This window comes from Pelagibius sp. (genome assembly GCF_965227505.1).
Taxonomy (GTDB): domain Bacteria; phylum Pseudomonadota; class Alphaproteobacteria; order Kiloniellales; family Kiloniellaceae; genus Pelagibius.
The window spans coordinates 4,872,160-4,892,317 of record NZ_OZ245757.1; the positions used below are offsets into that span (position 1 = coordinate 4,872,160).

The window sequence follows — 20,158 nt, forward strand, 5'->3', positions numbered from 1 at the left end:
GAACTCACCGGCCGTCGTGTGAAGCGCTGCGCTGCCGGGCAGGGGGAGAGGATCAGAAAGCCGAGTAGCGGCGGGGCTGCTGAGGGCGGTGGACCAACTGAGAGTAGCGGCGCTTGTCCGTCACAGTCGGCCGCGGCTGGTTGCGCAGAGCGGCAGCCGTCTTCTTGCGCCATTCCATGTCGCTCATGACGGTCTTCAGAGAGAAGCCCCATTCCGAGTTGGCTTCGGGCTGATACTTGCTCTGCTCCGTCGTCGAATAGTGAAGGTTCATCATTTTCGACCAGTCCTGCGCCGTCGCCGGAACAGAGAAGGCGATGACTGCCGCCGCAGCAATAGAGACAGCAGAATACTTGCCCGTGATGAACTTCGAAAACATGCCTCACCCCTATGGATTGTTTCCCGATGGCCCAATGTGTAGGCATGATTTTTTCTTATTTCTCCTGCAAAATTATTAACATCCAAAAATGACATCTGTAAAAGCCAATATATGTCACAAGTTTAGTCAAGGATGGGGCTTTTTTATTATCTTAATTATTTGTTAATTGTTTGGCAAACGTGTCTAAAATGTGGCGTACCCATAAATATCTCAGGGATTTCAATACGCTGCAGTTGTGGATAACTGTTTGTCGCTTTTGATTTCCCCCACAATTCGCCCGATTCATGCCACCTGGGCCCGCCTATCAGCAGCGCCTCATGCTTCCTTCGTTCGGCCATGGGAATAAGGCGCATCCGTCACAATTGTTAAGGCGCTCCCCTTGCGAATCGTCTTAAGCCGCAGGGGGCAACGTGCTAGAGACAGACCGCTATGACGCCCATTCCCTTTCGCCATCGATTCATTGTCTTCGACCTCGACGGAACCTTGGTCGACAGCCAGCACACGATCGTTCACTGCATGGGCGAGGCCTTTGACGCGGTCGGTCTGGAGCGGCCGGGCGCGGGGGCGGTGCGCGGGATCATCGGCTTGACCCTGGAAGTGGCCGTCGCCGAACTGCTGCCGCCGGAGATGCAGGGCGATGCCCCCAGGGTTGCCGGGCTGTATCGCGAGGCCTTTCACGCACGGCTCGGCCGGCCCGATCACGATGACCCGCTGTTTGATGGCGTCCGCGAAACGCTGGCCGCCCTGGACCACCCGGAGCTGTTGCTTGGGATCGTGACCGGAAAGAACCGGCGCGGCCTGCTGCGGGTGCTGGATCACCACGGGCTGCAGCACCACTTCGCAACGCTGAAGACCGCCGACGACGGGCCAAGCAAACCGCATCCGCAGATTCTGCAGATGGCCATGGTGGAGGTGGGCGCGGAGCCGCAGGACACGGTCATGATCGGGGATACGGCCTTCGACATCGAGATGGCCCGCGCCGCCGGCTGCGACGCCATCGGGGTCGACTGGGGCTATCATCACCGCGACCAGCTTTATGCCGCCGGGGCCGGTGTCGTGATCGACCGTTTTGACGAACTCGAAGGGGCCATGACACGGCTGGAGGGATCGCCGCGATGAGGCTGCGCCGGGTGATCTACGTCACGGCGGCCGTGGTCGTCGGGCTGGGGGTGGCGACCTATGCCTTTCTGTCGACCCTCAATTTCGACGATCTGACCGCGCTGCTGCAGAGGGAGGTGAAGGCGGCGACAGGCCGCGACCTGGTGGTCGCCGGGCCGGTGGACCTTCAGATCTCCCTGACGCCCTCCATCGATCTGCAGGACCTGCGCTTCGCCAACGCCTCCTGGGGCAGCCGGGCGGAGATGGTGACCCTGCGCCGCCTGGAACTTGAGGTCGATCTGTTGGCGTTGCTGGGTGGCGACATCGTGGTCAACCGGCTGGTCCTGGTGGAGCCCGACATCGTGATCGAGACCGATGCCGAGGGGACCGGCAACTGGGAGTTCGGGTCTGCATCGGCGCCATCGGGGAGCGACGCCCCGGCGGACAGCGGGGGGCGTGACCTGCCTGACATTCAGGACTTTGCGATCCTTGGCGGTCGGCTGACCGTTGTCGATGGTGCCGGCGGGCAGGAACCCTTGACGATCACTCTGACCGAAGCGACTGGCCGCGTGCCGGACGCCCAAGGGGAACGCAGTCTTACCCTGGTCGGCCGCTACAACGACAGTCCGTTCCGCGTCTCCGGCACCTTCGATAGTCTGCGCGACATCCTTTCCGGTGCCAGGAGCGGTCTTGATCTGGCCTTCGAGGCTGGCGGCGCCAGCGGCCGGATTACCGGCAGCGCCGGCGATCTGGTCGGGACGGCCGCTGCCGAGGTTGCTGTCAGCGCCACGGGGGAAGATCTCTCGACGCTGTCTCCCTTCGTTGGTGCGGCGCTGCCGGCCCTCGGTCCTTACGCGCTGTCCGGCGATATCGCGGTCTCCGGCGACAGCATCGCTTTTTCCGGCCTCGCCGCGGAACTCGGACAAAGCGACGTGGCCGGCGCCGGGTCGCTGGACCTGGGCGGAGAGCGGCCGCGGCTGACCGCCGACCTTGCCGCCAAGACCCTGGATCTTGCCGACTTCCGCCCCGGCGCCCGGCAAGGTACGGGGAGTTCCGGCACAGCGTCCGCTCCGACGCCGGCCGAGGCCGGCGACAGCCGCGTTTTCTCCGACAGCCCGCTCGGGCTTGAGGAGCTTGCCGCGCTCGACGGCAGGGTGACGCTCAGCGCCGCCGAGGCGCGCCTCACGCCCCGGTTCTTTCTCAATGATCTCAACCTGACGGCGCAGTTCGAGAGCGGCCGCCTGACGGTGGAGCCGCTGCGCGCCCGACTGGCCGAGGGCGCGCTCTCCGGGCGCGCGCTTGTCGATGCCGGGCAGAGTCCTGCGGCTTTTGATCTGGCCCTCGACGGCGCGGCTATGGACTTCGGCGAACTGCTGCGCAAGGTGGAAGTCGATGAAGAGGTGGGGGGCGCCCTCGATGCCGAGCTTGCTCTGCGCGGCCGCGGCGACAGCCTGCACGCCATGGTCTCCGGCCTCGACGGGCATCTGCAGGCCGTCTCGCAGGACGGAACGATCGACAATGCCCTGCTGAGTTTCTTCAGCGTCGGTCTGGGCGACATCACCGGGCCGCTGTTCGGATCGGCCGAGCGCGCGCGGCTGGAGTGCATGATCGCCCGCTTCGACATCGCAGGCGGCAAGGCGGAAAGCCGGGCGCTGGTGCTCGACACCGGCACCTTTGCGGTCGCCGGGCGCGGCGGCATCGATCTGGGCGGCGAACGGGTCAGCATGGCCTTCGACACCGAGACCAGCCAGCCAAGCCTTGCGAGCCTCGCCGTTCCCTTCAAGGTGATCGGTCCGCTCGCGGACCCCAGCGTCGTCCCCGATCCGATCGGCGCCGCCGGCAATGTGGTGGGCACGGTCGGGACCGTTGCCGAGACCGGCGGCAACATCGTCGCCGGGGTGGTGGACACCCTGGGCGGGCTCGTCGGGACGGGGCCGATCATCGGCAGGATCGGCGGTGACCAGACGCTCTGCGGCGAGGCTCTCGAGGCCATCGGCCTTGCCGCCGCATCCCCGGAGGATCAGGGCGTGGCGCCCGCCGGCGGGCCGGCGCCGGGGCAGGCGACCGGGGGCGCGCAGGAGCCGTCGTCGTCCAAAGGCCTGGTCGAGGGCGTCGGCGAGGCGACCGAAGACCTGGGGCGCAGCCTGAGGAAGGGCCTGCAGGGCCTCTTTGGGGACTAGGCGGCGACACCACGGCGATGCGGAAGATCAAGCGCTTCTACAAGACCGCGGGCAGTGTACCCGCCGATGACGGCTTCGGCGTGGTGCTCGACGGCCGCCCGTTGCGGACACCCGCCAAGGTGCCGCTGGTGGTACGGTCCGGCGCGCTGGCCGCTGCGATTGCGGGGGAATGGCAGGCGCAGGGTGACGACATCGACACGGCGTCGATGGCGCTGAACAATCTGGCCTGCACAGCGATCGATATCGTCGGTCCCCGGCGCAGGGAGATCATCGATGACCTGGCCGGCTATGGCGGCCACGATCTCATCTGCTATTGGAGCGACGAGGTCGACGACCTGCTGCGCCGCCAACAGGACCACTGGCAACCGCTTCTGGATTGGGCGGCGCAGGCGCTGGGCGCCCCGCTGGTAAAGACCTGCGGGGTCGTCTCGCAGGACCAACCGCCCGAGAGCCTCGCGGCCCTGAAGGCTGCGGTCGAAAGCCATGACCCGCTGGCGCTGACCGGCCTCGCGGCGGTTGTTCAGGCTTCCGGATCGCTGGTCGTCGGTCTGGCGTTGTCCCGGGGCCGGCTGAACGCGGAGCAGGCCTGGAAGGTTTCGCTGCTGGATGAACTCTATCAGCAGGAACGCTGGGGCGAGGATGCCGAAGCGCGCAAGCGCCAGGCGGCGCTGCGGCAGGAGATCGATTCCGCCGACCGGTTCCTGGCCCTGCTGCGCGCGGAGGCGGCAGCCGGGTGAGGGGCCGCCGGCGTTAGGCGCAGCCTTTCGGCGGCCCAGTGGGGGCGGTCAGAGTTCCTGGGTTGCGGGCGGTTCCTGGGCGCCCTTCATCATCACTTCCGCGAGGACGCCGTAGGTCTTGGCCCAGGCTTTCTCGACATCGGCGGTAAAGGCGTCCTGCAAGCCCTGTTTCAGGGTCCAGAGCAGGGCGTTGGCCACGCTCTCGTAGTGCTTCAGTTGAACGCCGTAGGCGTGGTGGCGCTGACCCATGACCTTGACCGCCGGCACCAGCTTGTCGAGTTTCTCCAGGCCGGCCACGGCGGTCTTCAGAACGGCCATCAGCTTGCGGCCCTGTTCGGCCATGTCGCCTTTGAACAGGGATTTGGTGCTGGGGTCGATCTCGAAGAGGCGCTTGTAGAACAGGGCTGCGGCGTCCTCGGCAATCGGCTCAACCTTGGCGAAGCTCTCCTGGACCATTTTGATTTCCGCCGCGCTCAGCGGGCCGCCGGTATCGGTGGCCGGGGCCGGCGGCGCTTTTGCAGCGCTGGCGACAGGGGCCGGAGCGGGGGCCGGAGCCGGGGCGCTGGGCGCGGCGGCCACAGGGGCGCTCTTTGCGGGCACCGACGCCGCCGGCTGCGGACGCGAGGTCTTGGAAGTCTGGGCGTCGTTCAGACGGGAAAGCTCGTTGATCCGCGACGTCAGGCTTTCGACGATTTCGCCGATCTGGCTGGTGGCCTTGCTCGTCTGGCCGGCCAGCTGCTTCACCTCGCCGGCGACGACCGCAAAGCCCTTGCCCGCCTCGCCGGCGCGGGCCGCTTCGATGGTGGCGTTGAGCGCGAGAAGGTTGGTCTGCTTGGCGATGGCCTCGATCTGCCCGGCCATGTTGGACACATTGGCGACTTCGCTGCGCAGCGCTTCGATCTGCTCGGCAATTCCCCCTCCCGATGCTTCGGCGTCTTGGCCGTCCGAGGGGCTCTGAGCGGGCGCGCTGGCGAACTGGGACATGGAATTTCCTTGGGATCTCTGTCTCGAAATCGGGCTTAAGCAGTTCTATCCAGACGTCGTTAACGATCTCCTAATCGTAATCATTTTGATCAGCCTTGGGATCTCTTGGACCTTCGGGAGGGCTGCGGCGTCGCAGATTTCTGCCGCTGGCACTCCCCCCTGCCACGTGCTATCAGCAACCCCGCATGTGAATAAGCAAAAAGGCGGGCAATCCGGTTTCAGGACTCCGCGCTCGGGCAGGGGATGGCAGCGGCGATGCAGGACATTCTTCGGCAGCTTCAGGAAAAGCGGGATCAGGCCGCGATCGGCGGCGGCCGCCGCCGGATCGACTCCCAGCACGCGAAAGGCAAGCTGACGGCGCGCGAGCGCCTGGAGGTCCTTCTCGACGAGGGCTCCTTCGAGGAATGGGACATGTTCGTCGAGCACCGCTCCAGCGATTTCGGGATGCAGGACCAGAAGGTGGCCGGCGACGGTGTGGTCACCGGGCACGGCACCATCAACGGCAGGCTGGTTTTCGTCTTCTGCCAGGACTTCACCGTGTTCGGCGGCTCCCTTTCGGAGGCTCATGCCGAGAAGATCTGCAAGATCATGGACAAGGCCCTGCAGGTCGGTGCGCCGGTGATCGGTCTGAACGATTCCGGCGGCGCACGGATTCAGGAGGGCGTCGCCTCCCTGGCCGGCTACGCTGAGGTGTTCCAGCGCAACGTCCTGGCCTCCGGCGTGGTGCCGCAGATCTCCATGATCATGGGGCCCTGTGCCGGCGGCGCGGTCTACTCTCCGGCCATGACCGACTTCATCTTCATGGTGAAGGACAGCTCCTATATGTTTGTCACCGGCCCCGATGTGGTGAAGACGGTGACCCATGAGGAGGTTTCGGCGGAGGCCCTGGGCGGCGCCACCACTCACACCACCAAGTCCGGTGTGGCCGATCTCGCCTTCGAGAACGATATCGAAGCACTGCTGGAGCTTCGGCGGTTCTTCGACTTCCTGCCTGCCTCCAACCGCGAGGCGGCGCCCTGGCGGCCGAGCGACGACCCGGCCGACCGCGAAGAGCCCTCCCTCGACAGCCTGGTGCCGGCCGATCCCACCAAGCCCTACGATATGAAGGAACTGATCCAGAAGGTCGTCGACGAAAGCGAGTTCTTCGAACTGCAGCCCAACTACGCCGGCAACATCATCACCGGCTTCGGCCGTCTGGAGGGGCAGACGGTCGGCTTCGTCGCCAACCAGCCCATGGTCCTGGCCGGCTGTCTGGACATTGCCTCCGCCATCAAGGCGGCGCGCTTCGTGCGGTTCTGCGACTGCTTCAACATCCCCATCGTCACCTTTGTCGACGTGCCGGGCTTCCTGCCCGGGACCTCGCAGGAATTCGGCGGCATCATCAAGCACGGCGCCAAGCTGCTCTTCGCCTATGCCGAGGCCACCGTGCCCAAGGTGACGGTCATCACCCGCAAGTCCTACGGCGGCGCCTACGTCGTCATGGCCTCCAAGCACCTGCGCGGCGACGTGAACTTCGCCTGGCCGACGGCGGAGATCGCCGTCATGGGACCGAAGGGCGCGGTGGAGATCATCTTCCGCGGTGATATCGGCGACGACGACAAGATCGCCGCACGCACCGAGGAGTACCGCACCAAGTTCGCCAACCCCTTCGTCGCCGCCTCCCGCGGCTTCATCGACGACGTGATCATGCCCCACGGTACCCGCCGCCGGCTCTGCCGGGCGCTGGCAATGCTGCGGGACAAGCAGTTGGAAAACCCCTGGAAGAAGCACGACAACCTGCCGCTCTGAGGGTCGCCCGGATGCTGAAGCTTTACGACGATCCGGACTCAGGAAACGGCTATAAGGTTCAGTTGTTGCTTGCTCTTTTGGGCAAGCCTTTTGACTTGGTGGAAGTGAACGCGATTCAGGGCGCCACCCGCAAGGAAGACTTCCTGAAGAAGAATCCCAACGGGCGTATTCCGGTTCTGGAACTGGAGGACGGCACCTTCCTGCCCGAGTCCAACGCCATCCTGTTCTACCTCGCCGAAGAAACGCCCTATCTGCCCGACGACAGGCTGGGCCGCGCCCGGGCCCTGCAGTGGATGTTCTTCGAGCAGTACAGCCACGAGCCCTATATCGCCGTGCTGCGCTTCTGGACGCGCCACACCGAAAGGACGCGGGAGAACGAGCCTGAGTGGGCCGAGCGGGAGAAACGCGGTTACGATGCCCTGGGCGTGATGGAACGGACTCTGTCGGAGCAGGACTGGCTGCTGGGCGATACCCCCTGCGTCGCCGACGTCTCGCTCTATGCCTACACGCATGTCGCGGATCAGGGGGGCATGGACCTCTCGCGCTTTCCGGCTCTGCGTGCTTGGATTGACCGTTTCCCGGCCTTGGAGGGCTACGTGCCCTTCTCAGGGCGCCTCAGGGCAACGGATGATCGAAAGGCCTGAGAGGTGGGTGCCGGTGGCCATGCGCGGACCCAAGGGCAGACGCGGGTCCAGTAGAAGATAATCGGAATCAGGGTTTTAGGGGCGGATGTTCAAAAAGATTCTCATTGCGAACCGCGGCGAAATCGCCTGCCGCATCATCAGGACCTGCAAACGCATGGGGGTCTCGACGGTGGCGGTCTATTCAGCCGCCGATGCCGACGCCCTGCACGTGCGCGCCGCCGACGAGGCGGTGGGCATTGGTCCGGCGGCGGCGGCGGAGAGCTATCTGGTCATCGACAAGATCATCGCCGCGGCCAAGGGGACCGGCGCCGAAGCGGTCCATCCGGGTTTCGGCTTTCTTTCGGAGAACGCCACCTTCGTCGAGGCACTGGAAAAGGCCGGGCTGGTCTTCATCGGCCCGCCGGTGAGGGCCATCGGCGCCATGGGCGACAAGATCACCTCGAAGAAGCTGGCGGCCGAGGCGGAGGTGAGCACGGTGCCAGGGCATCCCGACGCCATCGACGACGAGGCGGAGGCGGTCCGCATCGCCGGCGAGATCGGCTATCCGGTGATGATCAAGGCCTCCGCCGGGGGCGGCGGCAAGGGCATGCGGGTGGCGGCCTCCGAGGCCGAGGTGCGCGACGGCCTGCGCTCGGCGCGCAACGAGGCGCGCGCCAGCTTCGGCGACGACCGGGTCTTCATCGAGAAGTTCATCGAGGAGCCGCGCCACATCGAGATCCAGGTGCTGGCCGATGCCCACGGCAACACGCTGCACCTGGGGGAGCGCGAATGCTCGATCCAGCGCCGCCATCAGAAGGTGGTGGAGGAGGCGCCGTCGCCCTTCCTCGATGCCGAGACGCGGGCGGCCATGGGCGCCCAGGCGGTGGCCCTGGCCGAGGCGGTGGACTACCGCTCCGCCGGCACCGTCGAGTTCATTGTCGACAAGAATAAGAACTTCTATTTCCTTGAAATGAATACAAGAATTCAGGTTGAACATCCGGTGACCGAGCTGATCACCGGTCTCGACCTGGTGGAGTGGATGATCCGCATCGCGGCGGGCGAGCCCCTGGGCTTCGGGCAGGCAGACGTGCAGATGAACGGCTGGGCGGTGGAGACCCGCGTCTATGCCGAGGACCCTCTGCGCGACTTCCTGCCGTCGATCGGCCGGCTGGTGCGCTACCGCGAGCCGCAGGCGCCGGAGGACGAGGCCTTGACCGTGCGGGTCGACACCGGCGTCGAGGAGGGCTCGGAGATCTCCATGTTCTACGACCCCATGATCGCCAAGCTGGTCACCCACGGTCCGGACCGTGCCAGCGCCATCGCCGCCATGCAGGCGGCACTGGACGCCTACTGCATTCGCGGCATCAACCACAACGTCGCCTTCCTCGCCTCGGTGATGACCAACCCGCGCTTCCGCGAAGGGCGTCTGACCACCAACTTCATCGCCGAGGAGTACCCGGAGGGCTTCAAGGGCGTCGAAGCCGACCCGGCGACGACAGAGGTGCTGATTGCCGTCGCCGCCATCCTGCAGCACCGCCGCAAGGAGCAGGAGACCGCGATCTCCGGTCAGATGGACGGCCATGCGGAGTTCGACCCGGCCAAACCCGCCGATTGGGTCGTGATGCTGGGTCAGGAAGCCCATGCGCGCACCGTGACCCCGTCCTTGGGCGCCTTTCGGGTCAGCGGCGAGGTGTCGAACCATCTCATTGAGACCAATGGGCGGCTCGGCGACCTCCTGCTGCCCTGCTTCGTCGACGGCCGCCCGGTGACCGTGCAGGTCGAGCGGCGCGGACCGGCCCTGCGCCTGGGCCAGGCGGGCATCACCGTCGAGGCGCTGGTGCTCTCCCCGCAGGCCGCGGCCCTGGCCGCCCTGATGCCGGTGAAGGAGCCCCCCGACCTGTCGCGCTTTCTGCTGTCGCCGATGCCGGGTCTGCTGATCTCCCTCGCGGTGGAAGAGGGGCAGAACGTGAAGGCCGGCGAGGAACTGGCGGTGGTCGAGGCGATGAAGATGGAGAACATCCTGCGCGCCGAGCGGGACGGCCGCGTCGCCAAGCTGCACGCGGGACCGGGCGAAAGCCTGGCCGTCGACCAGGCGATCCTGGAATTCGACTGACCGCGGCTACCCTGCCATCGTCCCGCCTGCCGCCCTGCCATGGACCAACTCGAACGCCCGCCGGAGATCACCTGGGATGACCGGCGCGCCTGGTTCGAGGGGCAGGAGGCGCAGCATGCGGCAGCGGGCGCACCGGCGCCCAGCGAACAGGCCTGCGCCCTGATGATCGATCTTCAGGCTGTGTTCTGCGCCGGGGCCTGGGCCGCTGCCGTCATCCTGGCCTATGCCATCGCCGAGGCGCAGAGCAGCAGGCGCGCGGCACGGCCTGAGGGCGTGGGCGAGGGCGACTGGAAATGGCTGCGCGCCCTGCGCAACCGGTTGGTGCACGAAGACCCCGGCAAGGCCGCCTTTACGGTGGAGGACCAGTGGATGCGCCGCACGCTCTGGGAAGAGCGCGCCCGCCGCGCCGTGGTCATCGCTTTTGCCGCCCTTTATCCTGCCCCGCAGGACAGCAATGCAGGGCAAGAGACAGACCAATGACCAAGGCGGTTCGGGTGGAAATCTCGGGGCGGGTTCAGGGCGTCTGGTTCCGCGCCTGGACGGAAGCCACCGCCAAGGCCAAGGGGCTGGATGGCTGGGTGCGCAATCGTCGCGACGGCTCCGTCGAGGCTGTCTTCTCCGGTGATGCGGCGGCGGTGGAGGCCATGGTGGAGGCCTGCTGGCAGGGCCCGCAGTATGCCGCGGTCGCGGCAGTGGATCGCTATGACCACGATGTTCCGATCAACCCCGGTTTCATGGTGAAGCCGACGGCCTGAGCCTCCGGCAGCGCCTACGGGGACAAGGCCACAGTCTTTATTTCCATTATTCTAGAAATATCGTTGACTCAGCACGAAGCTTCGGCTAGCGTTCGGGTTATGGAAGTGAATCAAGCTGCACGCTGCCTCGAAAAGCTCGGCAACCCGCTCCGCCTGGAGGTCTTCCGGCTTCTCGTCAGGGCCGGGCAGGACGGGCTCCCGGTGGGGGAGATCCAGGCGCACCTGGGGGTGCCGGCCTCGACGCTCTCCCATCACATCGCCCACCTGGTCAATGCCGGCCTCGTGACGCAGGAGCGCGAAGGGCGTCAGTTGATCTGCCGCCCGGACTTCCAGCTCATGGACGGGCTGATCGCGTTTTTGACATCCGAGTGCTGCAGCCTGGAGCGCAGTGCGGCGCCGGAAGCGGACGAGCGCAAAGCCGGATAGGGTTTTTTTTTGATCTGACTATTCGATGATCCTGGAAGGATCGAAAGTAAATCGAAAGGACGCACCGATGACCAGCCTTGCTGCCACCATGACCGGCGTTGCCTCTGGGGTTTTCTCCCGGGTCCGCAGTCTTGACCGGGTCTGGCTTGCGCTTTTGCTGCTGTTCGCCGGTCTTGCGCTGGTCGTGCCGCAGCAGGCGGTGGCGAGCTTTGGTTTCATGGTGGACGCCTTCCTCTGGCTGCTGCCCTTTCTGCTCTTGTCGGTCCTGCTCGCCGCCTGGCTGAAAGCGGCAGGGGCGGACGGCCTGATCGCCGGGGTGACCAGCCGCTCGGCGCCGGCGGCCATCGTCATTGCGGCCCTCGCCGGTGCGCTTTCGCCTTTCTGTTCCTGCGGTGTCGTGCCGCTGATGGCGGCACTGTTGCTGGCCGGTGTGCCCCTGGCGCCGGTGCTGGCCTTCTGCGTTGCCTCGCCGCTGATGGACCCGGAGCAGTTCGTCCTCATGGTGGCGACGCTGGGTCTGCCCTTTACCGTGGCCAAAACCCTGGCGGCCATGGGCCTCGGCCTCGCGGCCGGCTTCGCCACTCTGGCGCTGCAGCGCGCCGGCTTCTTCGCCGAGCCGCTGAAGGCAGCACGGGGATGCGGTGGCTGTGGCACGCCGGGCCTGCCCGACCAGGGGCTGCGCTGGGCCTTCTGGTCGGAAGCCCCGCGCCGCCAGGCCTTCGCCAGGGAAGCCCGCAGCACGACCCTCTTCCTCAGCAAGTGGCTGTTGCTGGCCTTTGCCCTGGAAAGCCTGATGGTGGCCTGGGTGCCGGCGAGCCTGGTGGCGGAGACCCTGGGCGGCCAGGGCTGGCAGGCCATCCCCCTCGCGGTGGTCGTCGGCGTGCCGGCCTATCTGAATGGCTTCGCCGCAATCCCCCTGATCGGCGAACTCATGGCCATGGGCATGGCCCCGGGCGCAGCGCTGACCTTCCTCATCGCCGGCGGCGTCACCTCGCTGCCGGCTGCCATGGCGGTTTTCGCCCTGGTCCGGCGCACCGTGTTCTTCTGGTACCTGGCCGTGGCGCTGACAGGGTCGCTGCTGGTCGGGACAGTGGTGCAGAGCCTGGTGGTCTTCGCCGGCGTGGCCATCCGCTGACGGCCGGGTTCGAACCTCAGCCGGGCTTGAAGACCTCGTCGAAGGTGCCGCGCAGGGCCGCATCCAGGTCGACCATGCCGACCGGCAGGCCGAGATCGACCAGAGAGGTCACGCCATGCTCGGAAACGCCGCAGGGAACGATGCCGCTGAAGTGGTCCAGCTCGGGCTCCACATTGATGGCAAGGCCGTGGTAGGTGACCCAGCGGCGGATGCGCACGCCGATGGCGGCGATCTTGTCCTCGCGCGGCCCGAGCGCCCCGTCGCTGCGGGCGACCCAGATGCCGACGCGTCCCTCGCGCCGCTCTCCCGTGACTGAGAACTGCGCGAGGCTGCGGATGATCCACTCCTCGAGGTCGTGGACGTAGCGCCTGAGATCCGGCGTGCGGCGCTTCAGATCCAGCATTACGTAGACGACCCGCTGCCCGGGTCCGTGATAGGTGAACTCGCCGCCGCGTCCGGTTTCGAAGACCGGAAAGCGGTCGGGCTGCAGCAGGTCCTCGCGCCGGGCCGAGGTGCCGGCGGTGTAGAGCGGCGGGTGCTCGACCAGCCAGATCAGCTCCGGCGCGCTGCCGGCGCGGATCTCCGCCACCCGGCGCTCCATGAAGGCGACCGCCTCCGGGTAGGGCGTGAGCCCGGGTTCGACCCGCCATTCCGGCGGCCCGTCCATCGGATCTGTTACCGCTCCGGCGGCGGCATCTATGGCGGTCACGGTCATGGCCCTTGAAGATAGCCGCTGACGGGGGAATTGCCACCGCTTTCCCCACCGCCTTCCCCTTGGCCCGCCAGCGCCGGCCCCGTCACTCGGCAGGGAGGGGCGACAGAGGCTTGCACTCCAGCGCAGCCGCGGTCATCTTCTGACCGGCCCTCGCTTCGCGCCGGGCTTGCGGTGTGCAAAGAAAAAGAAATCAGACGGTTACCAGACTGGGGGAGATGGCATGGCGAAGGATCTACGCGAGGCGGCCCTTGCCTATCACCGCGAACCGAAACCCGGCAAGCTGGAGATCTCGGCGACCAAACCGCTGGGCAATCAGCGCGACCTCGCGCTGGCCTACTCGCCGGGCGTCGCTTCGGCCTGCGAGGCCATTGCCGAGGACCCGGCCCAGGCCTCGGCGCTGACGGCGCGCGGTAATCTCGTCGGCGTGGTGACCAACGGGACGGCAGTGCTCGGGCTCGGCGCCATCGGGCCGCTGGCTTCCAAGCCGGTGATGGAAGGCAAGGCCGTTCTCTTCAAGAAATTCGCCGGCATCGATGTCTTCGACATCGAGCTGGACGCGCTGAACCCGGAGCGCTTCGTCGAGGTGGTGGCGGCCCTCGAGCCGACCTTCGGCGGCATCAATCTGGAAGACATCAAGGCGCCGGAGTGCTTCGAGATCGAAGCGGCCCTGCGCGAGCGCATGAACATCCCGGTGTTCCACGACGACCAGCACGGCACCGCGATCATCGTCGGTGCCGCGATCTACAACGGGCTGCGGCTGGTCGGCAAGGACATCGCCTCGGTCAAGCTGGTCACCTCCGGCGCCGGGGCCGCGGCCCTGGCCTGCCTCGACCTGCTGGTCTCCCTGGGCGTCAAGCGCGAGAACATCTGGGTCACCGATATCCTGGGTGTCGTCTACGAAGGCCGCGAAGAACAGATGGACCGCTGGAAGGCGCGCTACGCGCAGCCGACCGATGCCCGCAGCCTGGCCGAGGTCATCGCCGGTGCCGACGTCTTCATGGGCCTCTCGGCGCCCGGGGTCCTGAAGCCGGAGATGGTCAAGACGATGGCCGACAAGCCGATCATCATGGCGCTGGCCAACCCGGTGCCGGAGATCATGCCGGAGGAGGCCAAGGAGGCGCGCCCGGATGCCATCATCGCCACCGGCCGATCGGACTATCCGAACCAGGTGAACAACGTCCTCTGCTTTCCCTACATCTTTCGCGGGGCGCTGGATGTCGGGGCGACCGCCGTCAACGAAGAGATGAAGCTGGCCTGCGTGCGCGCCATCGCCGATCTTGCGATGAAAGAGCAGAGCGAGATCGTGGCCCAGGCGATGGGCGGCGAGGACCGCAGCTTCGGGCCGGACTACGTGATCCCCAGCCCCTTCGATCCGCGCCTCATCCTGGAGATCGCGCCGGCGGTGGCCCGCGCGGCCATGGACAGCGGCGTGGCGACGCGGCCGATCACGGACTTCGACGCCTACTGCCAGAACCTGCAGCGCTTCGTCTTCCGCTCCGGCCTGATCATGAAGCCGATCTTCCAGCGGGCGAAAGAGAACCCCAAGCGGGTGATCTACGCCGAGGGCGAGGACGAGCGCGTTCTGCGCGCAGTGCAGGTGGTGGTCGACGAGGGGCTGGCCGAGCCCATTCTGGTGGGCCGGCCGGATGTGGTGGCCACCCGTGTCAAACGCCTTGGCCTGAGGATCCGGCCCGGTGAGGACGTGCCGCTGATCAACCCGCAGGACGATCCGCGTTTTCGCACCTATTGGCAGACCTATCACGGCCTGATGGAGCGCAAGGGCGTTTCGCCGGAGGCGGCGCGCGAGATCGTCCGGACCCGCAGCACCGTGATCGCCGCCCTGGCCGTCAAGCTGGGCGATGCCGATGCCATGATCTGCGGCACCACCGGACGCTACAAGCGGCACCTCGATCATGTCACCGGTGTCATCGGCAAGGCTTCGGAGACCCGCGACTGCTCGGCGATCAGCCTCGTGATCCTGCCGAGCGGCTCCTACTTCATCGTCGACACCTACGTCACCGCCGACCCGACGGCGGAAGAACTGGCGGAGATGACGGTGCTGGCCTCCCACCATGTCAGCCGTTTCGGGCTGCAGCCGAAGGTTGCGCTGCTGTCCCATTCCAACTTCGGTTCCGGCGACACGGCCTCCGCGCGCAAGATGCGCCAGGCGTTGAAGATTCTGCATCGCGACCATCCGGACCTGGAGGTCGAGGGTGAGATGCATGCCGATGCGGCGCTCTCCGAGTCGATCCGCGAGCACATCTTCCCGAATTCCAAACTGAAGGGCGCGGCGAACTTGCTGGTTATGCCGACCCTGGATGCCGCCAACATCGCGTTCAACATGGTCAAGGCCTCCGGCGGCGGACTCTCGGTCGGACCGATCCTGATCGGCACCGCCGCGCCGGCGCACGTTCTGACCCCTTCTGTCAGCGCGCGCGGCATTGTAAACATGAGCGCAATCGCAGTTGCTGACGCACAGGATCGAACCATCGAAGAGTAGGGCCGCCCATGGCGAAGACGCCGCCCGAGCGCGAGGAGAGCGATCCCTGGCTGCCGGAAGTCCAGCCTGACAGCTACGGGATTTCGGCCGACCTCGTCCGTACGGTGTCGGAGGCCCTGGAGCGCGGTGACGAGGCCGAGGCACGGCGGGTGGCCACGGACCTCCACGAGGCCGACCTTGCCGACCTGCTGGAGAACCTCGACCGCGACGACCGACCGCGTCTGATTCAGATCCTGGGCGGCGATTTCGATCTCGAGGTTCTCACCTACCTGGACAGTTCGCTCCGCGAAGAAATCCTGGAGGCGCTCGAGCCGCGCCAGTTGGCGGACTCCCTGTCCGACCTGGACAGCGACGATGCCGTCGACATCTTCGAGGATCTCGACGAGGAGGCGCAGCGCGAGGTTCTGGAAGCGCTGCCCAGGGCCGACCGGATCGCGCTGGAAGAAAGCCTCAGCTTCCCCGAAGACTCCGCCGGCCGCATCATGCAGCGCGAGGTGCTGGCGGTGCCCTCGTCCTGGACGGTGGGCCAGACCATCGACTACATGCGCGCCGCCAAGGATCTGCCGGACGACTTCTACGACCTCTACATCGTCGATCCGAAGCACCAGCCGATCGGCTACGTGCCGCTCAGCCGCGCCATGCGCACCCGGCGCCCGGTCGCGCTGACCGAGATCATGACGGACGACATGAAGGTCGTTCCGATCGAGATGGACCAGGAAGAGGTCGCCTACCTGTTCCGCCAATACGGGCTGGTGTCGGCACCCGTCATTGACGGCGCCGGACGGCTGATCGGTGTGGTCACGGTGGATGACGTGGTGCACATCATCGACGAAGAGGCGGAGGAGGATCTGCTGAAGCTGGCCGGCGTCAAGGAAACCGACCTCTACAGCGCCGTGCTCGACACCACGCGTTCCCGCTTCTCCTGGCTGCTGATCAATCTCTTTACCGCCGTTGCCGCCTCGCTGGTGATTGCGATCTTCGAGGAGACCATCGAGAGGGTGGTGGCGCTTGCGGTGCTGATGCCCATCGTCGCCTCCATGGGCGGCAATGCCGGGACCCAGACCCTGACGGTGGCGGTGCGGGCCATCGCCATGCGTGACCTCAGCGCCGGCAACGCCTGGCGTTTCGTCGGTAAGGAGGTTCTGGTCGGACTGGCCAACGGGATGATCTTCGCCGTGCTGGCGGGCCTGCTGGCCTGGGTCTGGTTTGACGCCCCGATGATCGGGGCCATCATCGCCGCGGCCATGGTGATCAACCTCGTTGTGGCCACCCTGTCCGGGGCCCTGGTGCCCCTGGGTCTGGAGAAGTTGGGAGTCGATCCGGCCGTCGCCTCCAGCGTGGTGCTGACGACGGTCACCGACGTGATCGGGTTCTTCGCCTTCCTGGGACTCGCGGCTCTGCTGTTGTTCTGAGGCTTCGAACGGAATCCGCTCTGCGGCCGGCGGCGGCGCTCAGTTCTTCTCCCGGCCCTTGTTGGGCTGGAACTTCCTCTGATCGTAAGGATCGGGATTGACGGTATCGAGGCTGCCCTTGAGTTCATCCAGGTCCAGCGACTCGATGTAGGCCTCGCGCTCCAGCCTCTGCTGACGCTCGGCCGCCGATTCGCAGGCGGCGGTGAGGCCTGTCCCCGCCAGAGCGAGCAGCAGGCAGATTACACGGGCTGGGGCAGGCATTCCTTCAGGTCCAATCAGATCGGAAAAATGTAGCGGCGGCGAAGCCGACGCCGGCGGTGACTATCGCGTTTTCCCCGGGGCTTCGCAAGCGGCCAAAGGCGGCTATGGTGGCGGATTGCGCCGCAGTTGTTCGGCTGTTCGTATCAGGAGAGGGTGTCCCGATCATGTCTGTCTATCAGCCCCAGGACCCGGGCTTCGCCGACCGGGTGCGGGAGAGTTTTGCCCGGCAAAGCATCATGGAACTGCTGGGGGCCCGCATATCGCGGGTCGAGCCGGGGGAGGTCGAGATCGAACTGCCTTTTCGGCCGGATCTCTGCCAGCAGCACGGCTTCTTTCACGCCGGCGTCACCAGCACGATCGCGGATTCCGCCGGCGGCTACGCAGGCTTCAGCCTGTTTCCCGCCGATGCCTCCGTCCTGACGGTGGAGTTCAAGGTCAATCTGCTGGCACCGGCCGACGGCAATCTGCTGCGGGCAACGGGCCGGGTCATCAAACCCGGCCGCACCCTGACCGTGACCGAGGCGGAGGTGATCGTCGTGAAGAATGGCGGCCAGCGAACCTGCGCCCATATGGTACAGACCCTGATGTGCCTGCAGGGGCGCCCGGACATGCCTGCGGCGGGGTAGGAATCAGGGCCCGTTGGTCGCGATGCCGCGGTAGTAGCAGAAGCCATACCACTCGGCGAGGTTCTTCAGACCTTCGGCTTCGAAGGGATCTTCCGCATCCGCGCCTTCGAGCAGTTCCATCAGCTTCTTCCGCTCTTCATCGGGAAGGTTCCGGATCTCGATGGCGATGGAGGAGGTCGACATACCTTCCTGCTCCGCCTTCCAGAAATCGGCCCCAAGCTCAGCTTGCAGCATGTGCTCCACCAGGGCCGGCCATTTCTCCGCCAGCACCAGGAAGCGGGCCATACGGTCGATTCCGCCGCCTGAGGGCTGTATCGCCTCCGTCAGATAGGTCTGCAGGCGAAAGCCGTTGATGAAGCGCTTCAAGCGCCGCGGATTGTTGAAGTGCCGGCTGCCGTAGTACTGCGCCTTGACGATGACGGCCTCGGAATCGCTGTGGGTTTCCGGCCGCCGTCGCGCAAGGTTGCCGAAGGCCTGAAGCGTCGACTGCAGGATGCCGCCATCCCCGGCATATGCCCCGGCAGACGCCCCATCTGAGGCATTGCCTGGGGTTTGGCTGCCGATCTGCGGCTGACTGGCGGCGGGGTTGGACGAAACCGCAGAGGCATCCTCGCCCATCGCCGAGGCGACGAGGTCGTGCATTCTCTCCGGCCCGTAGCTGGGCAACGACAGCCGTGCCTGGATGATCTTCTCGAGAAACTTGTAGCCGCTGCCGTGCTCCATGCCGGTGGCCGCCGCGTCGACGGAGTGGGCGAGTTCCTCGCGTTCGCTTTCGATAGCATTGGCGACGATCTGCATGTCCATGCCCATGACGAAGATACAGGCACGCGAGACGTCGGCGAGCTGCAGGGCTTCGACCAGTTCGCCGAGAACGCGGCCGTTGCAGCGGTCTAGGTCGTCGATGAAGACCACCACTTTCAGGTTCTCGGGCACCGCATCGCTGAGCCGCCGCATCTCGTCTTCGAACTGTGAGAGGGTTCCGATCTTGTCTTTGAAATCGGTCTTCTCGACGTATTCCAGAAGGTTGAGGCCCAGCCTCTTCGTGAAGGTCACGTAGAGATAGACAAGGCCGAGCAGCCCGGCCAGGGCCAGAGGAATGTACCATAGAATGCCCGCGGGCAGGTTGGCAGCGGCTGCGTTGACGGCGGCGAACAGCGCATGCTGCTTGACGACAACGTCTGCTATCAGGGGCCAGTCCATCAGCGCCAGCATGGCTATCAGGCCCAGGAAGGTGACGGCAACGAGGGTCCTGATCGCCAGGGCAAAGTCCCAGTGCCGGGCGAGTTTCTTGCGGAAACGCTCGAAGCGGAAGCGCCAGCTCTGCCAGGGCGTAAGGTTGGCGCGCAGGCAACGCGTGACGTTGGCGACAAAGGCGGCCCAGACCTGTTCCGGCTCGCTGTACTTCCAGGGGTTGAACCAGAGGGTCGCGACTTTGACGGTGGTCGCCCCGGCATCGCGGCGCAGGTGCGCGTCGATCATGTTCATGAAGGACGTCTTGCCTTTGCCCCAGGGCGCGTTGACGGCGATGGCGAGCGGCGCGCGGGTCTGTTCGGCGAGGATGAAGTCTGCCACAGCCTCGACGTAGGGGCGGAAGCCGAGGCGGTCCTGTTCTACGTCCTCGATGGCAGAGTCGCTGAGGGCGATGGGCCGGGCGGTGGCGTCCTGCGCCGCCGGCTCCTCGTTTCTGCGCTCCGCTGCGGCCGGTTTGTCCTGGGGTTCTGGCTGGGGTTCCGGCTGGGGTTCCGGCTGGGGCTCCGGCTGGGGTTCCGGTTGGGGTTCGCCAGGCTGGGCAGCGGCTTCGGCCCCGGACCTGGTCGGTCCCTGGCGCTTTGCGTCCTGATTGCGGCGGATGGCCCCCATCGAAAGGTCCCCGGCGCGGAGCTGTTCGGCGGGTCCGGGCTCCCGGTCGAATTGCGCGGTCTCAGGCTCCGCGGCCGAGAAGGAGAGGCCGCCGCTCTCCGGAGCGGAACCGCCGGCGTGTTTCAGCACCTCCTTGCTCTGCAGCAGGGCACGGATCGTCTGGCTGCCGAGGACCCCATCGGGGATGATCTCGAAACCATCGCTGATCAAGGCTTTCTGGAGGCTTTCCACGCCGGGCTGGGGCTGCTTTCGATCTTGCGGATCGAACTCGAAAAGCCTGGCTGCCACGTCCAGTGCAAAGGACTCGTTGATCTCCGAAGCGATGCCGGCCGAGATCTTCGTTTCCCGGGGTGCAGATGGCATAATCCCCTCCCGCGGCGCCCGCCCGATGCGCGGACACCGCTGTTCTGCTCTCTCCACGTCCGATTATAGCGCTTTTTCGTGAGGCCGGGGGCGTGGTGCCCCTCCTGCGCCGGCGGCTACCCCGGATGTCCCGGACTCCGGCTTTTGCCGCGACCGCGCTTGCCTCTGGCGGGCGGGCGGCCGAGCGCTTAGAGTGCGCGAAAACA

At 66.2% G+C, this 20,158-nt stretch carries 18 protein-coding genes and 1 pseudogene; 13 read left to right on the top strand and 6 right to left on the bottom strand.

The window, feature by feature from the left end:
• Window positions 1-52 precede the first annotated feature (52 nt).
• Window positions 53-376 carry a hypothetical protein gene (locus ACO06P_RS22980; protein ID WP_420347552.1) on the bottom strand — a complete coding sequence of 108 codons (324 nt, stop codon included), beginning with the start codon at window positions 374-376 and terminating at the stop codon, window positions 53-55.
• Between the two features lie 429 nt (window positions 377-805).
• Here ACO06P_RS22980 and ACO06P_RS22985 point away from each other — a divergent pair, with 429 nt between their 5' ends.
• Genes ACO06P_RS22985 through ACO06P_RS22995 form a run of 3 tightly spaced genes read left to right on the top strand, consistent with a single transcriptional unit; the run spans window position 806 to window position 4,391 of the window.
• Window positions 806-1,495: an HAD-IA family hydrolase gene (locus ACO06P_RS22985; RefSeq protein ID WP_420347553.1), complete on the top strand. Its 690-nt coding sequence runs from the start codon at window positions 806-808 to the stop codon at window positions 1,493-1,495.
• Entirely contained in the window at window positions 1,492-3,654 is a 2,163-nt protein-coding gene (locus ACO06P_RS22990; protein WP_420347554.1) for an AsmA family protein, read from the top strand. The genes ACO06P_RS22985 and ACO06P_RS22990 overlap by 4 nt, the downstream gene beginning before the upstream one ends.
• A gap of 17 nt (window positions 3,655-3,671) precedes the next feature.
• On the top strand, window positions 3,672-4,391 hold the full coding sequence (locus tag ACO06P_RS22995; protein ID WP_420347555.1) for an ATP12 family chaperone protein: 720 nt from the start codon (window positions 3,672-3,674) through the stop codon (window positions 4,389-4,391).
• Window positions 4,392-4,439: 48 nt separating this feature from the next.
• Here ACO06P_RS22995 and ACO06P_RS23000 read toward each other — a convergent pair whose 3' ends face one another.
• Together ACO06P_RS23000 and ACO06P_RS23005 are read right to left on the bottom strand one after the other, a co-directional pair.
• Window positions 4,440-4,847: a globin family protein gene (locus ACO06P_RS23000; RefSeq protein WP_420349669.1), complete on the bottom strand. Its 408-nt coding sequence runs from the start codon at window positions 4,845-4,847 to the stop codon at window positions 4,440-4,442.
• Between the two features lie 243 nt (window positions 4,848-5,090).
• Window positions 5,091-5,246 (bottom strand): annotated as a pseudogene (locus ACO06P_RS23005) (methyl-accepting chemotaxis protein); the annotation flags it as partial.
• A 384-nt stretch (window positions 5,247-5,630) separates the two neighbouring features.
• On the opposite strand from ACO06P_RS23005, the gene ACO06P_RS23010 reads away from it, so the two are divergent.
• From ACO06P_RS23010 to ACO06P_RS23040, 7 genes are all read left to right on the top strand, one after another.
• The gene (locus ACO06P_RS23010; protein WP_420347556.1) at window positions 5,631-7,163 is read left to right on the top strand and encodes an acyl-CoA carboxylase subunit beta; all 1,533 of its coding nucleotides are present in this window, start codon (window positions 5,631-5,633) and stop codon (window positions 7,161-7,163) included.
• Between the two features lie 11 nt (window positions 7,164-7,174).
• On the top strand, window positions 7,175-7,807 hold the full coding sequence (locus ACO06P_RS23015) for a glutathione S-transferase family protein (RefSeq protein WP_420347557.1): 633 nt from the start codon (window positions 7,175-7,177) through the stop codon (window positions 7,805-7,807).
• 85 nt (window positions 7,808-7,892) lie between these two features.
• Window positions 7,893-9,899 (top strand): acetyl-CoA carboxylase biotin carboxylase subunit, encoded by a 2,007-nt coding sequence (locus ACO06P_RS23020; protein ID WP_420347558.1) that lies wholly within the window; start codon window positions 7,893-7,895, stop codon window positions 9,897-9,899.
• A gap of 39 nt (window positions 9,900-9,938) precedes the next feature.
• Window positions 9,939-10,379: a hypothetical protein gene (locus tag ACO06P_RS23025; protein WP_420347559.1), complete on the top strand. Its 441-nt coding sequence runs from the start codon at window positions 9,939-9,941 to the stop codon at window positions 10,377-10,379.
• Window positions 10,376-10,654, top strand: coding sequence for an acylphosphatase (locus ACO06P_RS23030; protein WP_420347560.1), 279 nt, complete (start codon window positions 10,376-10,378; stop codon window positions 10,652-10,654). Before ACO06P_RS23025 ends, ACO06P_RS23030 begins: the two co-directional genes overlap by 4 nt.
• 99 nt (window positions 10,655-10,753) lie before the next feature.
• Entirely contained in the window at window positions 10,754-11,080 is a 327-nt protein-coding gene (locus ACO06P_RS23035; protein ID WP_420347561.1) for an ArsR/SmtB family transcription factor, read from the top strand.
• Between the two features lie 67 nt (window positions 11,081-11,147).
• On the top strand, window positions 11,148-12,215 hold the full coding sequence (locus ACO06P_RS23040; protein ID WP_420347562.1) for a permease: 1,068 nt from the start codon (window positions 11,148-11,150) through the stop codon (window positions 12,213-12,215).
• Between the two features lie 16 nt (window positions 12,216-12,231).
• Here ACO06P_RS23040 and lipB read toward each other — a convergent pair whose 3' ends face one another.
• Window positions 12,232-12,882 (bottom strand): lipoyl(octanoyl) transferase LipB, encoded by a 651-nt coding sequence (gene lipB, locus ACO06P_RS23045; RefSeq protein ID WP_420349670.1) that lies wholly within the window; start codon window positions 12,880-12,882, stop codon window positions 12,232-12,234.
• Window positions 12,883-13,150: 268 nt separating this feature from the next.
• On the opposite strand from lipB, the gene ACO06P_RS23050 reads away from it, so the two are divergent.
• Both ACO06P_RS23050 and mgtE read left to right on the top strand, forming a co-directional pair.
• Entirely contained in the window at window positions 13,151-15,430 is a 2,280-nt protein-coding gene (locus ACO06P_RS23050) for an NADP-dependent malic enzyme (protein WP_420347563.1), read from the top strand.
• A gap of 8 nt (window positions 15,431-15,438) precedes the next feature.
• Complete coding sequence (gene mgtE, locus ACO06P_RS23055) at window positions 15,439-16,842, top strand: magnesium transporter (RefSeq protein WP_420347564.1); 1,404 nt, start codon at window positions 15,439-15,441, stop codon at window positions 16,840-16,842.
• A gap of 39 nt (window positions 16,843-16,881) precedes the next feature.
• On the opposite strand, the gene ACO06P_RS23060 is transcribed toward mgtE, so the two are convergent.
• Window positions 16,882-17,103 (bottom strand): hypothetical protein, encoded by a 222-nt coding sequence (locus ACO06P_RS23060; protein ID WP_420347565.1) that lies wholly within the window; start codon window positions 17,101-17,103, stop codon window positions 16,882-16,884.
• A gap of 164 nt (window positions 17,104-17,267) precedes the next feature.
• Between ACO06P_RS23060 and ACO06P_RS23065 the strand changes: the two genes are divergently transcribed.
• On the top strand, window positions 17,268-17,729 hold the full coding sequence (locus ACO06P_RS23065) for a PaaI family thioesterase (protein ID WP_420347566.1): 462 nt from the start codon (window positions 17,268-17,270) through the stop codon (window positions 17,727-17,729).
• A 3-nt stretch (window positions 17,730-17,732) separates the two neighbouring features.
• Here ACO06P_RS23065 and ACO06P_RS23070 read toward each other — a convergent pair whose 3' ends face one another.
• The gene (locus tag ACO06P_RS23070) at window positions 17,733-19,952 is read right to left on the bottom strand and encodes a KAP family P-loop NTPase fold protein (protein WP_420347567.1); all 2,220 of its coding nucleotides are present in this window, start codon (window positions 19,950-19,952) and stop codon (window positions 17,733-17,735) included.
• Window positions 19,953-20,158 lie beyond the last annotated feature (206 nt).